12 protein-coding genes are annotated in these 15,646 nt (G+C 38.8%); 5 read left to right on the forward strand and 7 right to left on the reverse strand.

The window, feature by feature from the left end:
* Nucleotides 1–180: 180 nt before the first annotated feature.
* Entirely contained in the window at nucleotides 181–1,044 is an 864-nt protein-coding gene (locus tag TY15_RS10695) for a nucleotidyltransferase-like protein (RefSeq protein WP_040206486.1), read from the reverse strand.
* Nucleotides 1,045–1,223: 179 nt separating this feature from the next.
* On the opposite strand from TY15_RS10695, the gene TY15_RS10700 reads away from it, so the two are divergent.
* A complete protein-coding gene (locus TY15_RS10700; RefSeq protein WP_040206485.1) occupies nucleotides 1,224–1,577 on the forward strand; it encodes a YgzB family protein in 354 nt (117 codons plus the stop codon).
* 77 nt (nucleotides 1,578–1,654) lie between these two features.
* Here the strand turns inward: TY15_RS10700 and perR are convergent, their stop codons facing one another.
* Nucleotides 1,655–2,092, reverse strand: coding sequence for a peroxide-responsive transcriptional repressor PerR (perR, locus tag TY15_RS10705; RefSeq protein WP_040206484.1), 438 nt, complete (start codon nucleotides 2,090–2,092; stop codon nucleotides 1,655–1,657).
* Nucleotides 2,093–2,609: 517 nt separating this feature from the next.
* Here perR and TY15_RS10710 point away from each other — a divergent pair.
* On the forward strand, nucleotides 2,610–4,286 hold the full coding sequence (locus tag TY15_RS10710; protein WP_179301778.1) for a ribonuclease J: 1,677 nt from the start codon (nucleotides 2,610–2,612) through the stop codon (nucleotides 4,284–4,286).
* 97 nt (nucleotides 4,287–4,383) lie between these two features.
* Here the strand turns inward: TY15_RS10710 and bcp are convergent, their stop codons facing one another.
* The 5 genes from bcp to TY15_RS10735 all read right to left on the reverse strand — a co-directional run bounded on the left by bcp (nucleotide 4,384) and on the right by TY15_RS10735 (nucleotide 8,051).
* Nucleotides 4,384–4,854, reverse strand: coding sequence for a thioredoxin-dependent thiol peroxidase (gene bcp / locus TY15_RS10715; protein ID WP_040206479.1), 471 nt, complete (start codon nucleotides 4,852–4,854; stop codon nucleotides 4,384–4,386).
* A 99-nt stretch (nucleotides 4,855–4,953) separates the two neighbouring features.
* A complete protein-coding gene (locus tag TY15_RS10720; protein WP_040206477.1) occupies nucleotides 4,954–5,346 on the reverse strand; it encodes a potassium channel family protein in 393 nt (130 codons plus the stop codon).
* A 113-nt stretch (nucleotides 5,347–5,459) separates the two neighbouring features.
* On the reverse strand, nucleotides 5,460–6,245 hold the full coding sequence (locus TY15_RS10725; RefSeq protein ID WP_040206475.1) for an ABC transporter permease: 786 nt from the start codon (nucleotides 6,243–6,245) through the stop codon (nucleotides 5,460–5,462).
* A 5-nt stretch (nucleotides 6,246–6,250) separates the two neighbouring features.
* Nucleotides 6,251–7,042, reverse strand: a complete 792-nt coding sequence (locus TY15_RS10730) for an ABC transporter permease (RefSeq protein WP_040206474.1) — start codon at nucleotides 7,040–7,042, stop codon at nucleotides 6,251–6,253.
* Nucleotides 7,035–8,051 carry an ABC transporter ATP-binding protein gene (locus TY15_RS10735; protein WP_040206473.1) on the reverse strand — a complete coding sequence of 339 codons (1,017 nt, stop codon included), beginning with the start codon at nucleotides 8,049–8,051 and terminating at the stop codon, nucleotides 7,035–7,037. Before TY15_RS10735 ends, TY15_RS10730 begins: the two co-directional genes overlap by 8 nt.
* A gap of 158 nt (nucleotides 8,052–8,209) precedes the next feature.
* Here TY15_RS10735 and TY15_RS10740 point away from each other — a divergent pair, with 158 nt between their 5' ends.
* The 3 genes from TY15_RS10740 to TY15_RS10750 all read left to right on the forward strand — a co-directional run bounded on the left by TY15_RS10740 (nucleotide 8,210) and on the right by TY15_RS10750 (nucleotide 15,556).
* Nucleotides 8,210–9,505: a glutamate-1-semialdehyde 2,1-aminomutase gene (locus TY15_RS10740; RefSeq protein ID WP_040206471.1), complete on the forward strand. Its 1,296-nt coding sequence runs from the start codon at nucleotides 8,210–8,212 to the stop codon at nucleotides 9,503–9,505.
* Between the two features lie 319 nt (nucleotides 9,506–9,824).
* Nucleotides 9,825–14,294 (forward strand): glutamate synthase-related protein, encoded by a 4,470-nt coding sequence (locus TY15_RS10745; protein ID WP_040206470.1) that lies wholly within the window; start codon nucleotides 9,825–9,827, stop codon nucleotides 14,292–14,294.
* Between the two features lie 185 nt (nucleotides 14,295–14,479).
* Nucleotides 14,480–15,556 (forward strand): FUSC family protein, encoded by a 1,077-nt coding sequence (locus TY15_RS10750; protein ID WP_040206468.1) that lies wholly within the window; start codon nucleotides 14,480–14,482, stop codon nucleotides 15,554–15,556.
* Nucleotides 15,557–15,646 lie beyond the last annotated feature (90 nt).

A 15,646-nucleotide genomic window follows, 5' to 3' on the forward strand; every position in this document is an offset into this window, starting at 1 on the left:
AACAAAAGTTTCAGTCACTCACAAGCGACTTTATTAATTTAACATAAAAACCTTTATGATGTCAATAACTTTTTAACCGTCACTTGCGAAAGTTTTATTTCATTGCTTCGCAGCGACGGTTATTAATATACCAAGTAATTTATAAATGGTCAATAGATTTTTTACTTTTTTACGATAATTTTATATGGCTCGATAACATCTATGAAAAACACCATGACCTTTTGTTTCAATATTGACCACTTCGATTAAACGTTTTTCAATCAAATACTCAAGCAATACGGCTAAATCAACTGAGTAAGGTATTAATTCTTCTTCATTCATGATCTCATTAAACAACCAATGCTCCTTCCCACTTAATACTTCTAATAAGTGGGAAGAACCGATAGTTGTTCTTGAGTGAATCATAAATTCACTGGCAAGGAACAGTAGCTCAAGTCTTTTCTCAAGCGTTTCTTCACTATTAACGAGTTCTTCATACAATTTAAAGATTTCTGGTTCAATTTGTTTTACTTGATGCCAAACAGTAAGCTCTGGATGAAGTCCATTTTCTATTACTGCCAATCTGGCAAGATGATGTAATGAATGCACAACATGGTTATACGCATCTAAAAACTGTTTACTTTCGAATAGGGCTTTCCCATCTACATAGCGACGAATTAATTTGGCAAACTCTAAACCCATTTTAATCTTACGTCCGTTAAACGGAAATTCTCTCAATTCTGTTTTTAAATCCGCAACATATTCATTACGATCAAAAAGAATTTTTGCTTCATGAACCCATTCAAATATTCTCCGATTTGTACCAAGCAAAAGCCATTCCTGCATTAAGGATTCAGCAACGACATGCATGGCTGCCTTTTTGTTATCATACGTATAATGTTTTATAAATAAAGGCTGTTCTGCCTCTTTCACAACAATTAATAATATGACGTCAAATGAATCAGTAATATGGCTTGATTTTTGTTTCTTTTCAATCAACAAGACTCCAAGTGTATTTGATTGACTCGCCCTTTCTTGGTAAATAGGCCGAAGGATGTCTTCCATTCATCATTCCTCCATTTTTTTCTGGTAGCATTATATGTTCGACAGTGACGGTTAATTTCCTTCTTTCACTTCGGACAAATTTCGACATTTTTTTCACAAGTGAAGCACACGATTGTTTTTTGTATAGTATTTTTTATTTAGAATCTAAATATGGTATAGTTTCACTAGGAGGGAGTAATATGGCTAAACATTCAAGTAAAATAAATAAAATACGTACCTTTGCCTTATCATTAATTTTTATTGGGTTTGTCATTATGTATATTGGCATCTTTTTTCGGACTTCACCGATTATTATGACCATCTTTATGCTTTTGGGTCTTATTTCTATTATTGCTAGTACCGTCGTCTATTTTTGGATTGGTATGTTATCAACAAAGACCATCCAAGTAAAGTGCCCAGGCTGTGGAAAAATGACTAAGATGCTTGGTAGAGTAGATATGTGCATGTATTGCCGGGAACCATTAACCCTTGATCCTAGTCTGGATGGAAAACAATTCGATGAATCCTATAATACTAAAAAAGCAAGAAAATAAAAATGAGGTTGACCTAAACCCAGTGGCTTTTGCCAAAGGTTTAGTTCACCCTCTTTTTTGATTAACAAGCACTTTTTTCAATGAACTTCTTTGCTTGCACATTCGGGACATGAACCGTAAATTTCCATACGATGATTCTCAACTTTAAATCCTGTTACATGAGAAGCAAGATGCTCTACTTCATCTAAACCTGGATAATGAAAATCAACAATTTTACCGCAATTTTCACAAATGACATGGTAATGATGGGTAGTAACAAAATCAAACCGAGCTGATGCGTCCCCATATGTTAATTCTTTGACAAGTCCTACTTCACGAAATACTCGTAAATTATTGTAAACTGTTGCCACACTCATATTAGGGAATTTCCCTTCAAGCGCCTTATAAATTTCATCTGCTGTAGGATGTGACATCGAGTTTATTAAATATTCAAGTACCGCATGACGTTGCGGAGTAATACGCACACCTGTATCCTTCAAGGTATCCAACGCCTCTTTTAATTGTTTCATCGCCATGCACCTTCTTTCTAAAAGATATTCTTACATTATAATTGTTATAATTAATTTTACTAACTTATTTATACTTTTGTCAATATTGTAATCTCATTAATACAAAATGTTAATTTTTTCTCCATACAATGTTTGCTCGTTTGCCTCTAACTTATCATTCCCATTGAGATTAGTCTTCAACAAAATTCCGCCTCCATATGAAAAAAGGTTTGTATGTATTTTATGATATACATTGTCAATTATTTCATTTCTATGAAAATTTTCTTATTTAATTGACTTAACACATGCTTTAAATTGACTAAATAAAAAAAGGGGCCCTTATGGACCCAATAAATTTATCTGAGGAGGTATGCCCTAATAAGATGATATTCAAATTCCTCTTACTTGCATTGGACAAATGCCTTTTCTAAAGAAAATAGGCTTCAACCGGACTTACTCAATGCGCCAATCCAAAGTGTTTCTTACGAGAGCATCAATCAAAACCATACGGGAATACTAATGTTTATTTAGGATTGGAGGAGTTATGTTGTTAGCTTCCGAAAAAAACATATCTATATTCGCCCTTGGCGGCATTAATGAAATTGGTAAAAACATGTATGTGGTTCAATACGAAGAGGATATCTTTATTATTGATTGTGGTGGAAAGTTTCCTGATGAAAGTTTATTAGGTATCGATCTAATAATTCCTGATATTTCTTATTTAGAAGAAAATAAAGATAAAATTCGGGCTTTACTTATTACACATGGACATGAAGATCATATCGGCGGGATTCCATACTTCTTGAGAAAGCTAAATGTCCCCATCTATGCCACACGTTTTACCCTTGGTTTAATTGAGTTAAAAATTGTTGAGCATCGCCTGGGGAGAGATACCAATCTTATCCCGATTGATTCAGAATCGATTTTGGAGTTTGGACAAGTTCAAATATCTTTTTTCAGAGTAAGTCATAGCATCCCTGATTGCCTTGGCATCGTTTTCCATACCCCAGATGGAAATGTTGTTCATACAGGCGATTTCAAATTTGATTTAACACCAGCAAATAATCAATTTGCCGATATTCATAAAATGGCTTCAATTGGGCAACAGGGAGTTTTAGCCTTAATATCAGAAAGCACGAATGCTGAACGAAAAGGACTAACCCCTTCCGAACAGATGGTTGGAGACCACATGTATGAGGCGTTCACAAAGGCTCAAGGGAAAATTTTCATTTCCACCTTTGCCTCAAATGTAAATCGCATCCAACAAGTAGTTGAGGCTTCCATAAAAACGAACCGAAAGCTAGCATTACTTGGCCGAAGTATGGTGAATGTGGTTTCCGTGGCGATTGAGCGCGGGTATTTACAGGTTCCCGAAGGAATGTTGATTGAAGCAAATGAAGTGGATAAACTCGCTCCTGAAAAAGTTGTTATCCTATGTACGGGGAGTCAAGGAGAGCCAATGGCCGCCCTTTCACGTCTTGCCAGCGGTAATTATCGGGATGTCGCAATATATCCGGGCGACACCGTCATTTTAGCCGCATCACCTATACCAGGGAATGAGAAGGATGTTTCTCGCATCATCGATAACTTATTTCGACAAGGCGCAAAGGTGATTTATGGCTCTGGTAGTTCAACAGGAATGCACGTTTCCGGACATGGTTATCAGGAAGATTTAAAGCTTATGCTTACTTTAATGAAACCGACCTACTTTATTCCAATTCACGGTGAATATCGAATGCTGCACCATCACCGTTTGTTAGCCGAGTCAGTTGGGGTTGAGAAAGGTCATACATTTATTATAAAAAATGGTGATGTTGTCGATATTGAACATTCTGTTGCCCGTCAGACTCGATCGATTCCAGCCGGGGATACATATGTCGATGGGATGGGGGTTGGCGATATTGGAGAAATTGTCTTACGCGACAGAAAACAGCTTTCAGAGGATGGCATGCTCGTGATTGTCATTACGATTAGTAAGGGGGACAGAAAGATTATTTCCGGTCCAGACACCATTACCCGGGGTTTTGTATATGCAAGAGACTCAGATGTGTTGCTAAAAGAAGTAAATCGACTTGTCAAAAAGACAGTTAATGACTTACAATCCGAAAATATTCGTCAATGGAACGTTATTAAACAGAATATCAAAAAAGTGGTTAGTCAATATCTATTCAAACAAACAAAGCGAAAACCGATGATTCTTCCCATTATTATCGAGATTTAAAATGTGCAAGGTGACAAGCACTTTCCTATCAGCTGCTGATAAAAGGATGGGCCTGAATAAGACTCATCCTTTTTGGTTGCTATTACTAAATTTCAGATTAAACTAATTTTTCTTTTACAAAATGTAACGCTTCTTCGACGTGTCCTTTTACTTTTACCTTCCGAAACTCTTTCACTAATTTACCTTCTTGATCAATCACAAACGTAGATCTCTCAATTCCCATATATTCTTTTCCAAAATTATTCTTTAACTTCCAAACCTCATATTGCTCTGCCACATGGTGGTCTTCATCCACTAATAGCAAGAATGGTAAGTCATACTTATTTATGAACTTTTCATGTTTTTCTTTCGGGTCTGGACTGATGCCCATAATAACACAATTTAAAGCTGTAAAACTTTCATGAAAATCACGAAAATCACAGGCCTGAGTCGTACAACCCGGGGTCATATCCTTTGGATAAAAGTATAAAACGACATTTTTACCTCTAAAGTCAGATAATGAAACATTATCCCCATTACTATTCATTAATTCAAAATTTGGAGCCTGTTGTCCAATCTCTATAGTCATTTTCATTCCCCTTTGCTAATGTTTGTAATAAGTTCACAACCACTTATCACATAGCGTATCGAATCTTTCCAGATAACACAACTTTCTCGTAATCAACGCTTAATTTTCACGGTTTAACATCACTCTTGCCACAAAAGCTGCCGGTAGCGTATAACCAATTAAAGCCTCAATAACAGCAATAATTCGTCCCATTCCTTGTGGCAGAACATCACCATTGCCAACCGAGAAAAGGGTCATCGCACTGAAATAAAAACTCGTTTCAAAGATATTGCTTTTTGGGTGATGATTAATTTCTTTTAGTAACGGCTCCCCAATTAAATTAAAAAGGAGATAGATCAAGCCAAACCCAAGTATGATCGTTAAATAAACCGTCCCTAGATAGAGAAAGTTTTCTACTGAGACAATTTTGCCCCTAATAGTGTTCGGAATGAATAACGTCCGTAAACTCATAAAGATGCAGAATATAACGATTGGAAGCAAGAAATAGAACACGGGACCACTCCTAATTAAAATACGAGTTATTCTATTCCTATGCATGCTTGGACCAGAAAATATCAAAAACCGGGCATATGCCCGGTTTCCATTACATAATATACAGTCAATTTTTAATTTCCTGCACCCCGATATTTTTTAACCCCTTGATTCCAAAGCCATATCGACAGAATAAAGAATAATACTCCGATAAACGGCGTTAAAAAGGAATACCAATACCAGTCTTCCTTATCAAGAAAAAATGCGGCTGGATATACTCCTACAAAGGCAAACGGTAATATCCAGGTCAGTACAAAGCGAATGAGTTTATTGTAGATATTCACAGGATATCGTCCATAATTACTGATATTGTACATCATCGGCATGAGCGATGTGCGTGCATCTGCCCAGAAACTAATGCAGGCCAGCATGATAAAAACCCCACCGTACACAAGAGCCCCACCGATTACAAAAATGATAAACAGGATTGGGTCATACCAATCAATCCTTATTCCAAGCCGACTTCCTGCATAAAACATGACGGCAAGACCTGTAATTGCTCCTAATAACGATTCTAACTCAAGTCGCTCAAGGATAATTTGAAAAAGACTATGGATTGGCCTTGTTAGGATCCGGTCTAATTCTCCCTTGACGATATATCGTTCATTAAAATCCCAAATATTAAAAAATGCCGAAAACACCGCAAACGGAACAAGAAAAAAGCCATAGATGAAAATAATTTCATCACGATTCCACCCATTCAATAAATCGGTGTGACCAAAAACGACTAAAATAAAGACAAGGTTAATTGCCTGTGATAGCAAATCAGATAAAAATTCAACGAACACATCCGCCCGATATTGTAGTCGTGTTTTTAAATATTGTGAAAGGTATTGAAAAAACATCGATAAATAAAACATCGCTCTTAGCCTCCTTGAATAATCAGCTGTTTCTTCGCCACACGCCAAAGCACATAAATCGGCAAAATTAAGATGATTACCCAAATCAATTGCTGTCCAATCGCTGCAATTGCCTGCTGATGTGAAAACCCTTTGGTGAAAATCATACTAGGAGTATAGCTGATTCCTTGAAAGGGAAGGAATTTCATAATTGATTGCGCCCAGCCTGGGAAGAAACTGATCGGTAGAAGCAATCCCGAAAATAAATCAATCACAACACGTTTTGCCCGAATCAGTCCCGCATTATTATATAGAAAGAAAGTGGTAATCCCCGTCAATAAATTGAGCTGCGTGTTAATGAGAAAACTCAATACGATAGAAATGGCAAAAAACCCCCACACCCTTGGTTCCCATGAAAATTGGATTGGGAAAACGAAATAAACGATAATTAATCCAGGAGTCGAAAAAAAGAAAAGCCGAAAGATCCCTTCTCCCAAACCTTGCATTGTTTTCATACCAAGGTAGTTATATGGTCGGATTAACTCAATTGCCACCTTCCCCTCCATAATCTCCTGTGCCATTTCACGATCAAGATTGTTGAAGTAAAAGGCTCGAGCCATCCATGAAACCGCCACATAGGTCGTCATTTGCACAACCGACAGACCTTCGATTTGTTCTTTTCCCCCATAAATAGCATTCCATAAAAAATAATAGGCGCCAATATTTATGCTATAAATAAGAATCCCTGTATAATAATCTGTTCGATAAGCAAGCATCATTAAGAAGCGGATTCTAATCATTTCTATATATTTATCCAACTTCTACAGCACCCTTTTCATAAATTTTGCGAATGATTTCTTCTGTTGACGTTTCATTTATTTTTACATCTTTAATTTTGAAGGCAGCGACAACTTTAGCAATAACCTGCGAAATCAATTCATCACGATCTTCTAAAATCGCTATAAAGGTCTGGTCCTTTTCATCAACTTCCCATTCAACCGGCAATCCGCTGGTTACATTCTGAACAGTTTTGATATTGACCTTCTTTAGAAATTGAAAATGAAGTTCCTTTTGATCGCCCCATTTTTCCTTAAGCTCCCGTAAGGCCCCATCGTAAATGACCTTTCCCTCATCAAGCATAACAACCCGTTCACACAATGCCTCAATGTCAGATAAATCATGGGTGGTTAATAGAATTGTCGTATTGTATTTCTCATTAATTTCCTTCAAGAATTCCCGGATTTTCAGTTTCACTAATACATCTAATCCAATCGTTGGTTCGTCTAAAAACAACAAGGGCGGGTTATGGATTAAAGCTGCTGCAAGCTCGCAGCGCATTCTTTGACCAAGGGACAATTTACGAACGGGTTTATCTAACAGCGGTTCAATATCCAGGGTTCTGATCACGTGCTGCATATGCTGTTCATAATCTTCATCAGATACCTTATACACTTTTTTTAATAACCGAAATGACTCTTGAACGGCAATATCCCACCATAACTGTGAACGCTGGCCAAAAACGACACCAATCGTTTGCACAAATTTTTCTCGTTCTTTATGGGGGTTCATCCCATTTACGATAATTTCACCAGAGGTTGGGGTTAAGATTCCCGTCAACATTTTTATGGTTGTCGATTTTCCAGCACCATTTTCCCCAATATAGCCCACCATTTCACCCTTTTTTACGGTTATGTTTATATCATTAACGGCAGGGACAATTTTATAGTTTCTCGTAAACAAATCCCTAAACGCACCTTTTAAGCCCGCACGGCTTGAGTATGCCTTAAACTCTTTTCGTAACTTCTTCACTTCAATGACATTTTCCATTCCTAATTCCTCCTGGCATCACTAAAGGAATAGTTTAGCCAAATAGTCCTGATAAAACAACTGTCACGAACTTCAACAAATTTTCTAAAATTTAAAACAGATATCAGTCCATGAAAAAAGTGCTAAAATAGAAGTAATGCATCTAAGGAGGAAAAATAATGAAGTTTACTAATTCCGAAACAATACATAATGAGGCATTACAACACATTGTTGGTGGGGTAAACAGCCCATCAAGATCCTTTAAAGCTGTGGGTGGCGGGTCACCAGTAGTAATGGAACGCGGCCAAGGAGCTTATTTTTGGGACGTGGATGGTAACCAATACATCGATTATCTCGCAGCATATGGACCAATCATTACGGGGCATGCCCATCCACATATTACAGAAGCGATTAAACGTGCAGCGGAAAGCGGCGTTCTTTATGGAACGCCCACTCCTCACGAGGTAAAATTCGCAAAAATGATTAAAGAAGCCATACCGTCATTAGATAAGGTCCGTTTTGTTAACTCTGGAACCGAAGCCGTCATGACCACCATCCGCGTGGCGCGTGCCTATACTGGACGAGATAAAATCATTAAATTTGCAGGTTGTTATCATGGCCATTCTGATCTTGTCCTTGTTGCGGCAGGTTCTGGTCCTTCTACTCTGGGTACACCAGATTCCGCGGGAGTTCCAAAGAGCATTGCCAATGAAGTAATTACTGTGCCATTTAATGATATCGAACCTTATAAAGCGGCATTGGAAAAATGGGGCGACCAAATCGCTGCCGTATTAGTCGAGCCAATCGTAGGAAATTTTGGAATCGTTGAACCAAAACCGGGATTTTTACAGGAAGTCAATGATCTTACCCATGCGGCAGGAGCACTAGTTATCTATGATGAAGTCATTACCGCATTCCGTTTTATGTATGGTGGAGCTCAGAACTTATTAGGAATCGAACCTGATTTAACAGCCCTTGGAAAAATCATTGGCGGTGGCTTGCCTATCGGTGCTTACGGTGGACGTAAAGAAATTATGGAAACCGTGGCACCACTTGGACCTGCTTATCAAGCTGGAACAATGGCCGGAAATCCAGCCTCCATGCTCTCAGGGATTGCCTGTCTTGAAGTGTTAAAGCAAGAAGGAGTTTATGATTATTTAGATCGATTAGGTGCGATGCTCGAAGAAGGGATCTTAGCAGCTGCCAGAGAATATGATATTCAGATTACCATCAACCGATTAAAAGGTGCCTTTACCGTTTATTTTACCAATGAAAAAATCGTAAACTATGAGCAAGCAGAAAATACCGATGGTGAAATGTTTGCTAAGTTTTTCAAACTAATGCTCCATCAAGGAATTAACCTTGCACCATCTAAATATGAAGCATGGTTTCTAACGATTGCTCATACGGAGGAAGATGTAGAAGCCACATTACATGCGGTAAGGAATGCATTTTCTTCACTTAAATCCGAATAATTATGCATATTTTATTCACAAAAGGGATTGGAAATCACTCCCTTTTGTTTTTTCTTTTTATTTGAAAACGGTTACAATAATAACTTTCCGCATTAATCCATTGTTTTTTTCACTCATTTCCGCATCCAAAACAATGCATATTTATTTGATTTCTGAAAATTCTTATGATAATATAAGATTATTATTGTTTTTCGACTTTTTAATTTATTACCTCAATTAAGTATCACAGTATTATGACCCTGCACAGAGAATTTCCTAATCTAAAAGTTTCATAGGAGGTGAAGCGGCTTTAACGGTGAACCGATGAAGCCGGAACAAAATGTCACAAAAATGGTCCCCATCCCTATTTAAGGATTTCCATAAACAAGAACACGATGCTTGTGGAATTGTCGCTTGCCTTGAAAAAAGCAAAATCCCGACAAGAAAAAATATTTTTGACTGTATAGATGCCCTTGTAACGATGAATCATCGCGCTGGCTTTATTAATGGCGAAGGTGATGGTGTGGGAATTCATATGGATATTCCAACTGAGCTTTGGAAACAAAAGTTGAGTCAGGCAGGTCTTGACCCGCTTCTTGTCGAAAATGAATCATTTTCAGTAGGTCATGTATTTATTAGTCAAAAAGTTGATTGGAATTCTACCAAACAAGAATTAGTAAACAAACTAGAAAAATATGATATAGAGTTAGTTTTTGAGACAGATAAAGTAACAGACTCCTCTGCACTTGGCCCAATCGCCATTCAGGAAAACCCTGTTTTTTGGCAATTTGCTAGTGTTTCCGAAAAGAAAGGCCAGGAATTAACAAAGGCTCTTTTCGATGTGTTAATAGATTTTGAGAGCAATGAACATGTACATGTTGCCTCACTTAGCCAAAACCATGTTGTCTATAAAGTAATGGGTGCAGGTGATATACTGCCGCGTTATTACGATGATCTAGCAAGTTCACTCGTTGCCTCAACGATGACATTAGGTCATAACCGCTATTCAACAAATACTCTGTCTAGCTTTTTCCGAGTACAGCCTTTTAGTGTCCTTGGGCATAACGGTGAAATTAATACGATCTCGAAGCTACGTGATGAAGCAAGAATGATTAGTGTACCGCTTGTTAAAGATGGCAGTGACTCCCAGGACTTAAGCCGCACGATGGAAACATTAATCTGTCGTGATGGATATTCCTTATTTGAGGCAATGGACCTCTTATTCCCGCCTATTATTAATGAAATCAAGGCGTACCCAACCCACTTGCAAGACTTGTATACGTATCTTCGTGAGGCGTGGGGACATTTTGCCCAAGGACCAGCTGGAATCATCTCACGCTATGGTGATGAAGCCGTATTTAGCGTAGATGCACTCGGCTTACGTCCACTTTGGATGCTTGAAACTGAAAGCTCTTTTCTATTTTCTTCTGAGCCAGGAATTATTCCTTCAAGTGAATATGTGAATGATCCGAAGCCATTGGCACCTGGTGAAAAAGTTGGTTTCAAGTGGAATGGTGAAAAGTTAGCTGTTTATGAACAAAATCGTTATCAAAATGAAGTGTATGATCGATTTACGAAACGAGTAGCTATTAAGGACTCTAGATTTCGTTTACAGGCACCTACATTATCTAAAACAGTTACGATGAGTTATCCTGACAAAATCCATAACGGACAGTATAAAGCTTTTGGCTGGGAACGTGATCATATCCAACTAATCGAACAGATGGCTGAAAAAGGTGTAGAACCGATTCGCTCACTTGGGCATGATGCTCCACTAGCCGCTCTTAATCCAGAACGCGTGAATATAGCAGATTATATTAAAGAAAGTGTTGCCGTCGTTACGAATCCAGCGATCGACCGTGACCGAGAAACAGAGCATTTCTCTACCCGTGTCATCATCGGCAAACGGCCAAGTTTATTTTCTAATAAAAGCACAGCTGCTGTAATCGAACTTACCACCCCTCTCCTCTTGGAAGGGAAAGCTGGTTTTGCCTGTTCAGAGAGCTTAGGTCAGCCTAGCTTCGATCAAATCGTGCAGCATTTCCAAGAGCAAAGGTTAGCAGCTTTTATTTCTACTACTTCTGCAAACAATGAAAAACTTGATGAAGCATTGGAGCGGTTGGCAAGTGAAGCAGTTCAGGCTGTTCAAACAGGCAAAACCTTACTTGTCCTTGATGATGCGAAAGCACATCAAGAAGATTCCTATTGGATTGACCCGCATCTCGTAACTGCTGCCATTGATCAAGCTTTAGTAAAAGCAGATTTGCGCAGAAACTGTTCATTAGTTCTAAGGTCTGCAGCGATTCGTTCGCTCCATGACGTCATCACTGTGTTTGGTTTAGGTGCAGATTTAATTAGCCCATACTACATGTTCCTAACTGTTCTTGATGAAACAACAAAACCTTTAACAAACCTATACAATGCCCTTACTAAAGGGTTAGAGAAAGTCATTTCTACTATTGGAATCCATGAACTTCGTGGTTACGGACGATTATTCTCAAGTATTGGGTTAAATGAAGAAATTGCAAATGTGTTAAATATCGTTAACTTTTTCGGTTCAAAGGAAATCGAAACTAATTTTGAAAAAATGAAGCTTGATGCCATAACAAGAGCTGAAGATTATCAAAATGATAAGCAACGAGTCGGTAAGACCTTTCACCTCTTCCCACGAATTTGGAAGGCAATTGGTGAAGTCGCAGCAACTGGTGACTACAGTGCTTATCGTGATAAAATCTCAGAACAAGAAAGAGAGAATCCGACCACGATTCGCCACTTAGTACACTTGAAAAAGAGTACTAAACAACTTACTCCGCATGAAGTGGATATCCGTGTCGGTGACCATGATTTACCGTTTATTATTTCTTCGATGTCCTTTGGTTCGCAAAATGAAACAGCCTTCAGAGCCTATGCTGAAGGTGCAGATCGGTTAAACATGGTCAGCTTAAATGGCGAAGGCGGCGAAATTAAGGATATGCTTGGCAAATATCCAAAAACAAGAGGTCAGCAAATCGCCTCTGGTCGGTTCGGGGTCAATGCAGAACTATTAAACTCGTCTAATTTGTTAGAAATTAAAATTGGCCAAGGTGCAAAGCCTGGTGAGGGTGGACACCTACCTGGTTCCAAGGTTACCGCAAAGGTTGCTGAAGCGCGGAATGCGACGCTCGGTTCTGATTTGATTTCACCATCAAACAACCATGATATCTATTCGATTGAGGATTTAGCTCAAATGATTTTGGAATTAAAAACAGCCAACGACCAAGCAAAAATTGCTGTTAAGGTCCCTGTTGTTCCGAATATCGGTACGATCGCTGTTGGGATTGCCAAAGCGGGTGCGGATATTATCACCTTAAGTGGCTTTGATGGCGGCACAGGTGCAGCAAGAATTCATGCCTTGCAATACGTTGGTCTGCCTGTGGAAATCGGCGTAAAAGCCGCTCACAATGCCCTCTTAGAGAGTGGGCTACGTCACAAAGTTGAAATATGGGCCGATGGCGGTATGAAGAGCGCCATGGACGTTATCAAAATTATGCTTCTTGGCGCAAACCGAGTTGGCTTTGGAACTTTGTCGATGCTAGCGATTGGCTGTACGACTTGCCGAGGCTGCCATTTGGATACTTGCCATGTGGGAATTGCAACCCAAATAGAATCAGAAGCTCAAGCGAAAGAACATGGACTAAGACGATTTGTTCCAAGACAATTAGATTTAGCTGTCCAGGGGATTATGAATTTATTTACCGCATTTGGAACCGAATTGAAGGAACTAGCTGCTTCATTAGGAATCAAAAATTTACAAGAAGCTGTTGGCCATTCTGAATTATTAGAACAGGTTAAGGGCGAGGATCAGCTTAGTCTTTCCTACTTGTTAAAACCATTAGAAATCAGCCAATTTGCAAAAGTCGAAGCTTCCAAATCGATTGAAGAAGTCCAAATGCAGGTAGCAGCGGGCGCTGAATATCTTGATGCAAGTGTAGAACAGCTCCATTCCTCTCGCGAATTCGAGAGTGTAACTTCAGACCAGCGAGTTCTTGGAAGCCGTGTTTCTTGTCACCGTGTCCGTGGCAGACTGGATGGTTCATACAAACAGCTGGCACCTGTTCAGTTAAAGTATAAAGAAGGTTCTATTCCTGGAAATGGCTTAGGCGCCTACAATAGCGAGGGAATTGAAATTACCGTTAACGGCGGCGGTCAAGACGGAGTCGGTAAGACTTCATTTGGCGGTAATATTCATGTCTTAAAGTCTAAAGGAAAGAATGGGCAATATTTAAATGGATCCGTTGGAAAAGGATTTGGGTATGGGGCACAAAAAGGTCTTCTTGTTGCACAAGGGAATGCCGATGCCCGTGCCGGAATTCGTCTTTCTGGAGCTGATTTAATTATTGGTGGAGCGCTGAAACAACCTCTTCCTGTAGAGGAAACAGGCAATATTGGAGCAAACGCTAATATTAAAGGCTTTGCGTTTGAATATATGACAAACGGCCGCGGGTTAGTGTTAGGTGACCCTGGTCCATGGATTTGCGCAGGTATGACGGGTGGCGTCATTTATGTCCGCCATCAACCAGAAATGGGGCTGACCAAAGACGCAATCAAGAGACGGGTGGCCAAAGGGGCGAAAGTATCTGTTGAGGATATTACCGAAAAGGGTCAACAGGATATTCAAGAGCTTTTAGGTCAATATACTGATCTCCTTGCGCAAAATGGTCAACAAGAAGAAGCCGACCAGCTTCGTACTCTTTTACGTAACCCTGAACAACATTTTGTTCAAATCCTGCCTGTCAAAGAACAGGCTGATCCGTCCGTTTCTACTGAGTGATTTTATATTATGTAGCATAAAACGCCTGCTATTTTTTAGCAGGCGCTTTTTATATCCTTTTTTGTCACAACTCGAATATAAAATTATCTTGATAATATAATGTAATCCATGTATAGTACATATTTGTTATTCATTGTGTAAAATATGATGAAACATTATTTATTTTTGAAAGGAAACCATTCGAAATGAAGCTAGGTGCCCGCATCTTAAAAACGGGAATTGCCATTGTATTATCGCTTTACTTAGGTCTCTTGCTGAATTCACCATCTCCGGTATTCGCTGGAATTGCTGCTATCTTTGCAATTCAACCGACCATTTATCGCTCCTATTTAACCATCATTGAACAAGTTCAAGGAAATCTCATCGGTGCATTACTGGCTGTAATATTTGTCCTTATCTTGGGAAATCACATCATTGTGATCGGTTTGGCCGCTATTATTGTGATTATTATCAATCTTAAGCTCAAGCTTGAAAACACAATTGGACTTTCCCTCGTCACTCTGATTTCAATTATGGAAACACAGAGTGGAAGCTTTATTCAGTTTGCGGGAATCCGTTTCACGACGATTATGATCGGGGTATTTTCAGCCTTCTTAGTCAATCTCGTGTTCATGCCCCCCAAATATGAAAATAAGCTTTATTTTAAAATCGTCAATACAACTGAGGACATTATTAAATGGATCCGCTTGAGTACGCGACACGACTATGATCACCAGCTCCTCAAAACAGATATAAGGAAATTTAAAGATAGCATCCATACAATGGAGCAGTTATATACGATGTTCAAAGAAGAACGAAGTTATTTTAAAAAGAATAACCCTGAAAAGGCTCGAAAACTCGTGATTTACAGACAATTGAATGTAACAGCAAAAAAATCGCTCGACACATTAAAAAGACTGCATCGATTTGAAAACGAACTCTTGCAGCTTCCAGGAAATTTCATGGAATCTATTCAAGAGCAGCTAGATAGCCTTATTTATCATCATGAACAGGTATTATTGAGGTTCATTGGAAAAATTCCAACCCCCTCTCCCTGTATGGTGGAGCAAGTTTACTTCAATAAAAAAGAACTATTTGACTATTTTTTAGAACATCAGCAGGATTACGGCGATCATCATAATTCACATCTCTATCATTCCATGCAAATTATCGCCTCAATTATAGATTACGGTGAACAAGTGGAACATTTAGATACGTTAATCACCAGTTTCCATTCCTATCATCATAACGAAATATCGGTTGAAGAAAAAAGCCATGAATAGAGAGCAGCCTAAACCATGTACATGATGATAACCTAACTAAACAACCCGAAGGAGATGGCTCTTCTTCGGGTCCTTTGTCGTTATAAGCCT

This window comes from Neobacillus jeddahensis (assembly GCF_000612625.1).
Taxonomy (GTDB): Bacteria; Bacillota; Bacilli; order Bacillales; family Cytobacillaceae; genus Neobacillus; species Neobacillus jeddahensis.

Coding starts and splice junctions, on each gene's coding strand:
- bcp (WP_040206479.1), bottom strand. CDS start 4,854: ATGACTATAGAGATTGGACAACAGGCTCCAAATTTTGAATTAATGAAT.
- TY15_RS10725 (WP_040206475.1), bottom strand. CDS start 6,245: ATGTTTTATTTATCGATGTTTTTTCAATACCTTTCACAATATTTAAAA.
- TY15_RS10740 (WP_040206471.1), top strand. CDS start 8,210: ATGAAGTTTACTAATTCCGAAACAATACATAATGAGGCATTACAACAC.
- TY15_RS10695 (WP_040206486.1), bottom strand. CDS start 1,044: ATGGAAGACATCCTTCGGCCTATTTACCAAGAAAGGGCGAGTCAATCA.
- TY15_RS10700 (WP_040206485.1), top strand. CDS start 1,224: ATGGCTAAACATTCAAGTAAAATAAATAAAATACGTACCTTTGCCTTA.
- TY15_RS10750 (WP_040206468.1), top strand. CDS start 14,480: ATGAAGCTAGGTGCCCGCATCTTAAAAACGGGAATTGCCATTGTATTA.
- perR (WP_040206484.1), bottom strand. CDS start 2,092: ATGGCGATGAAACAATTAAAAGAGGCGTTGGATACCTTGAAGGATACA.
- TY15_RS10745 (WP_040206470.1), top strand. CDS start 9,825: ATGTCACAAAAATGGTCCCCATCCCTATTTAAGGATTTCCATAAACAA.
- TY15_RS10710 (WP_179301778.1), top strand. CDS start 2,610: ATGTTGTTAGCTTCCGAAAAAAACATATCTATATTCGCCCTTGGCGGC.
- TY15_RS10735 (WP_040206473.1), bottom strand. CDS start 8,051: ATGGAAAATGTCATTGAAGTGAAGAAGTTACGAAAAGAGTTTAAGGCA.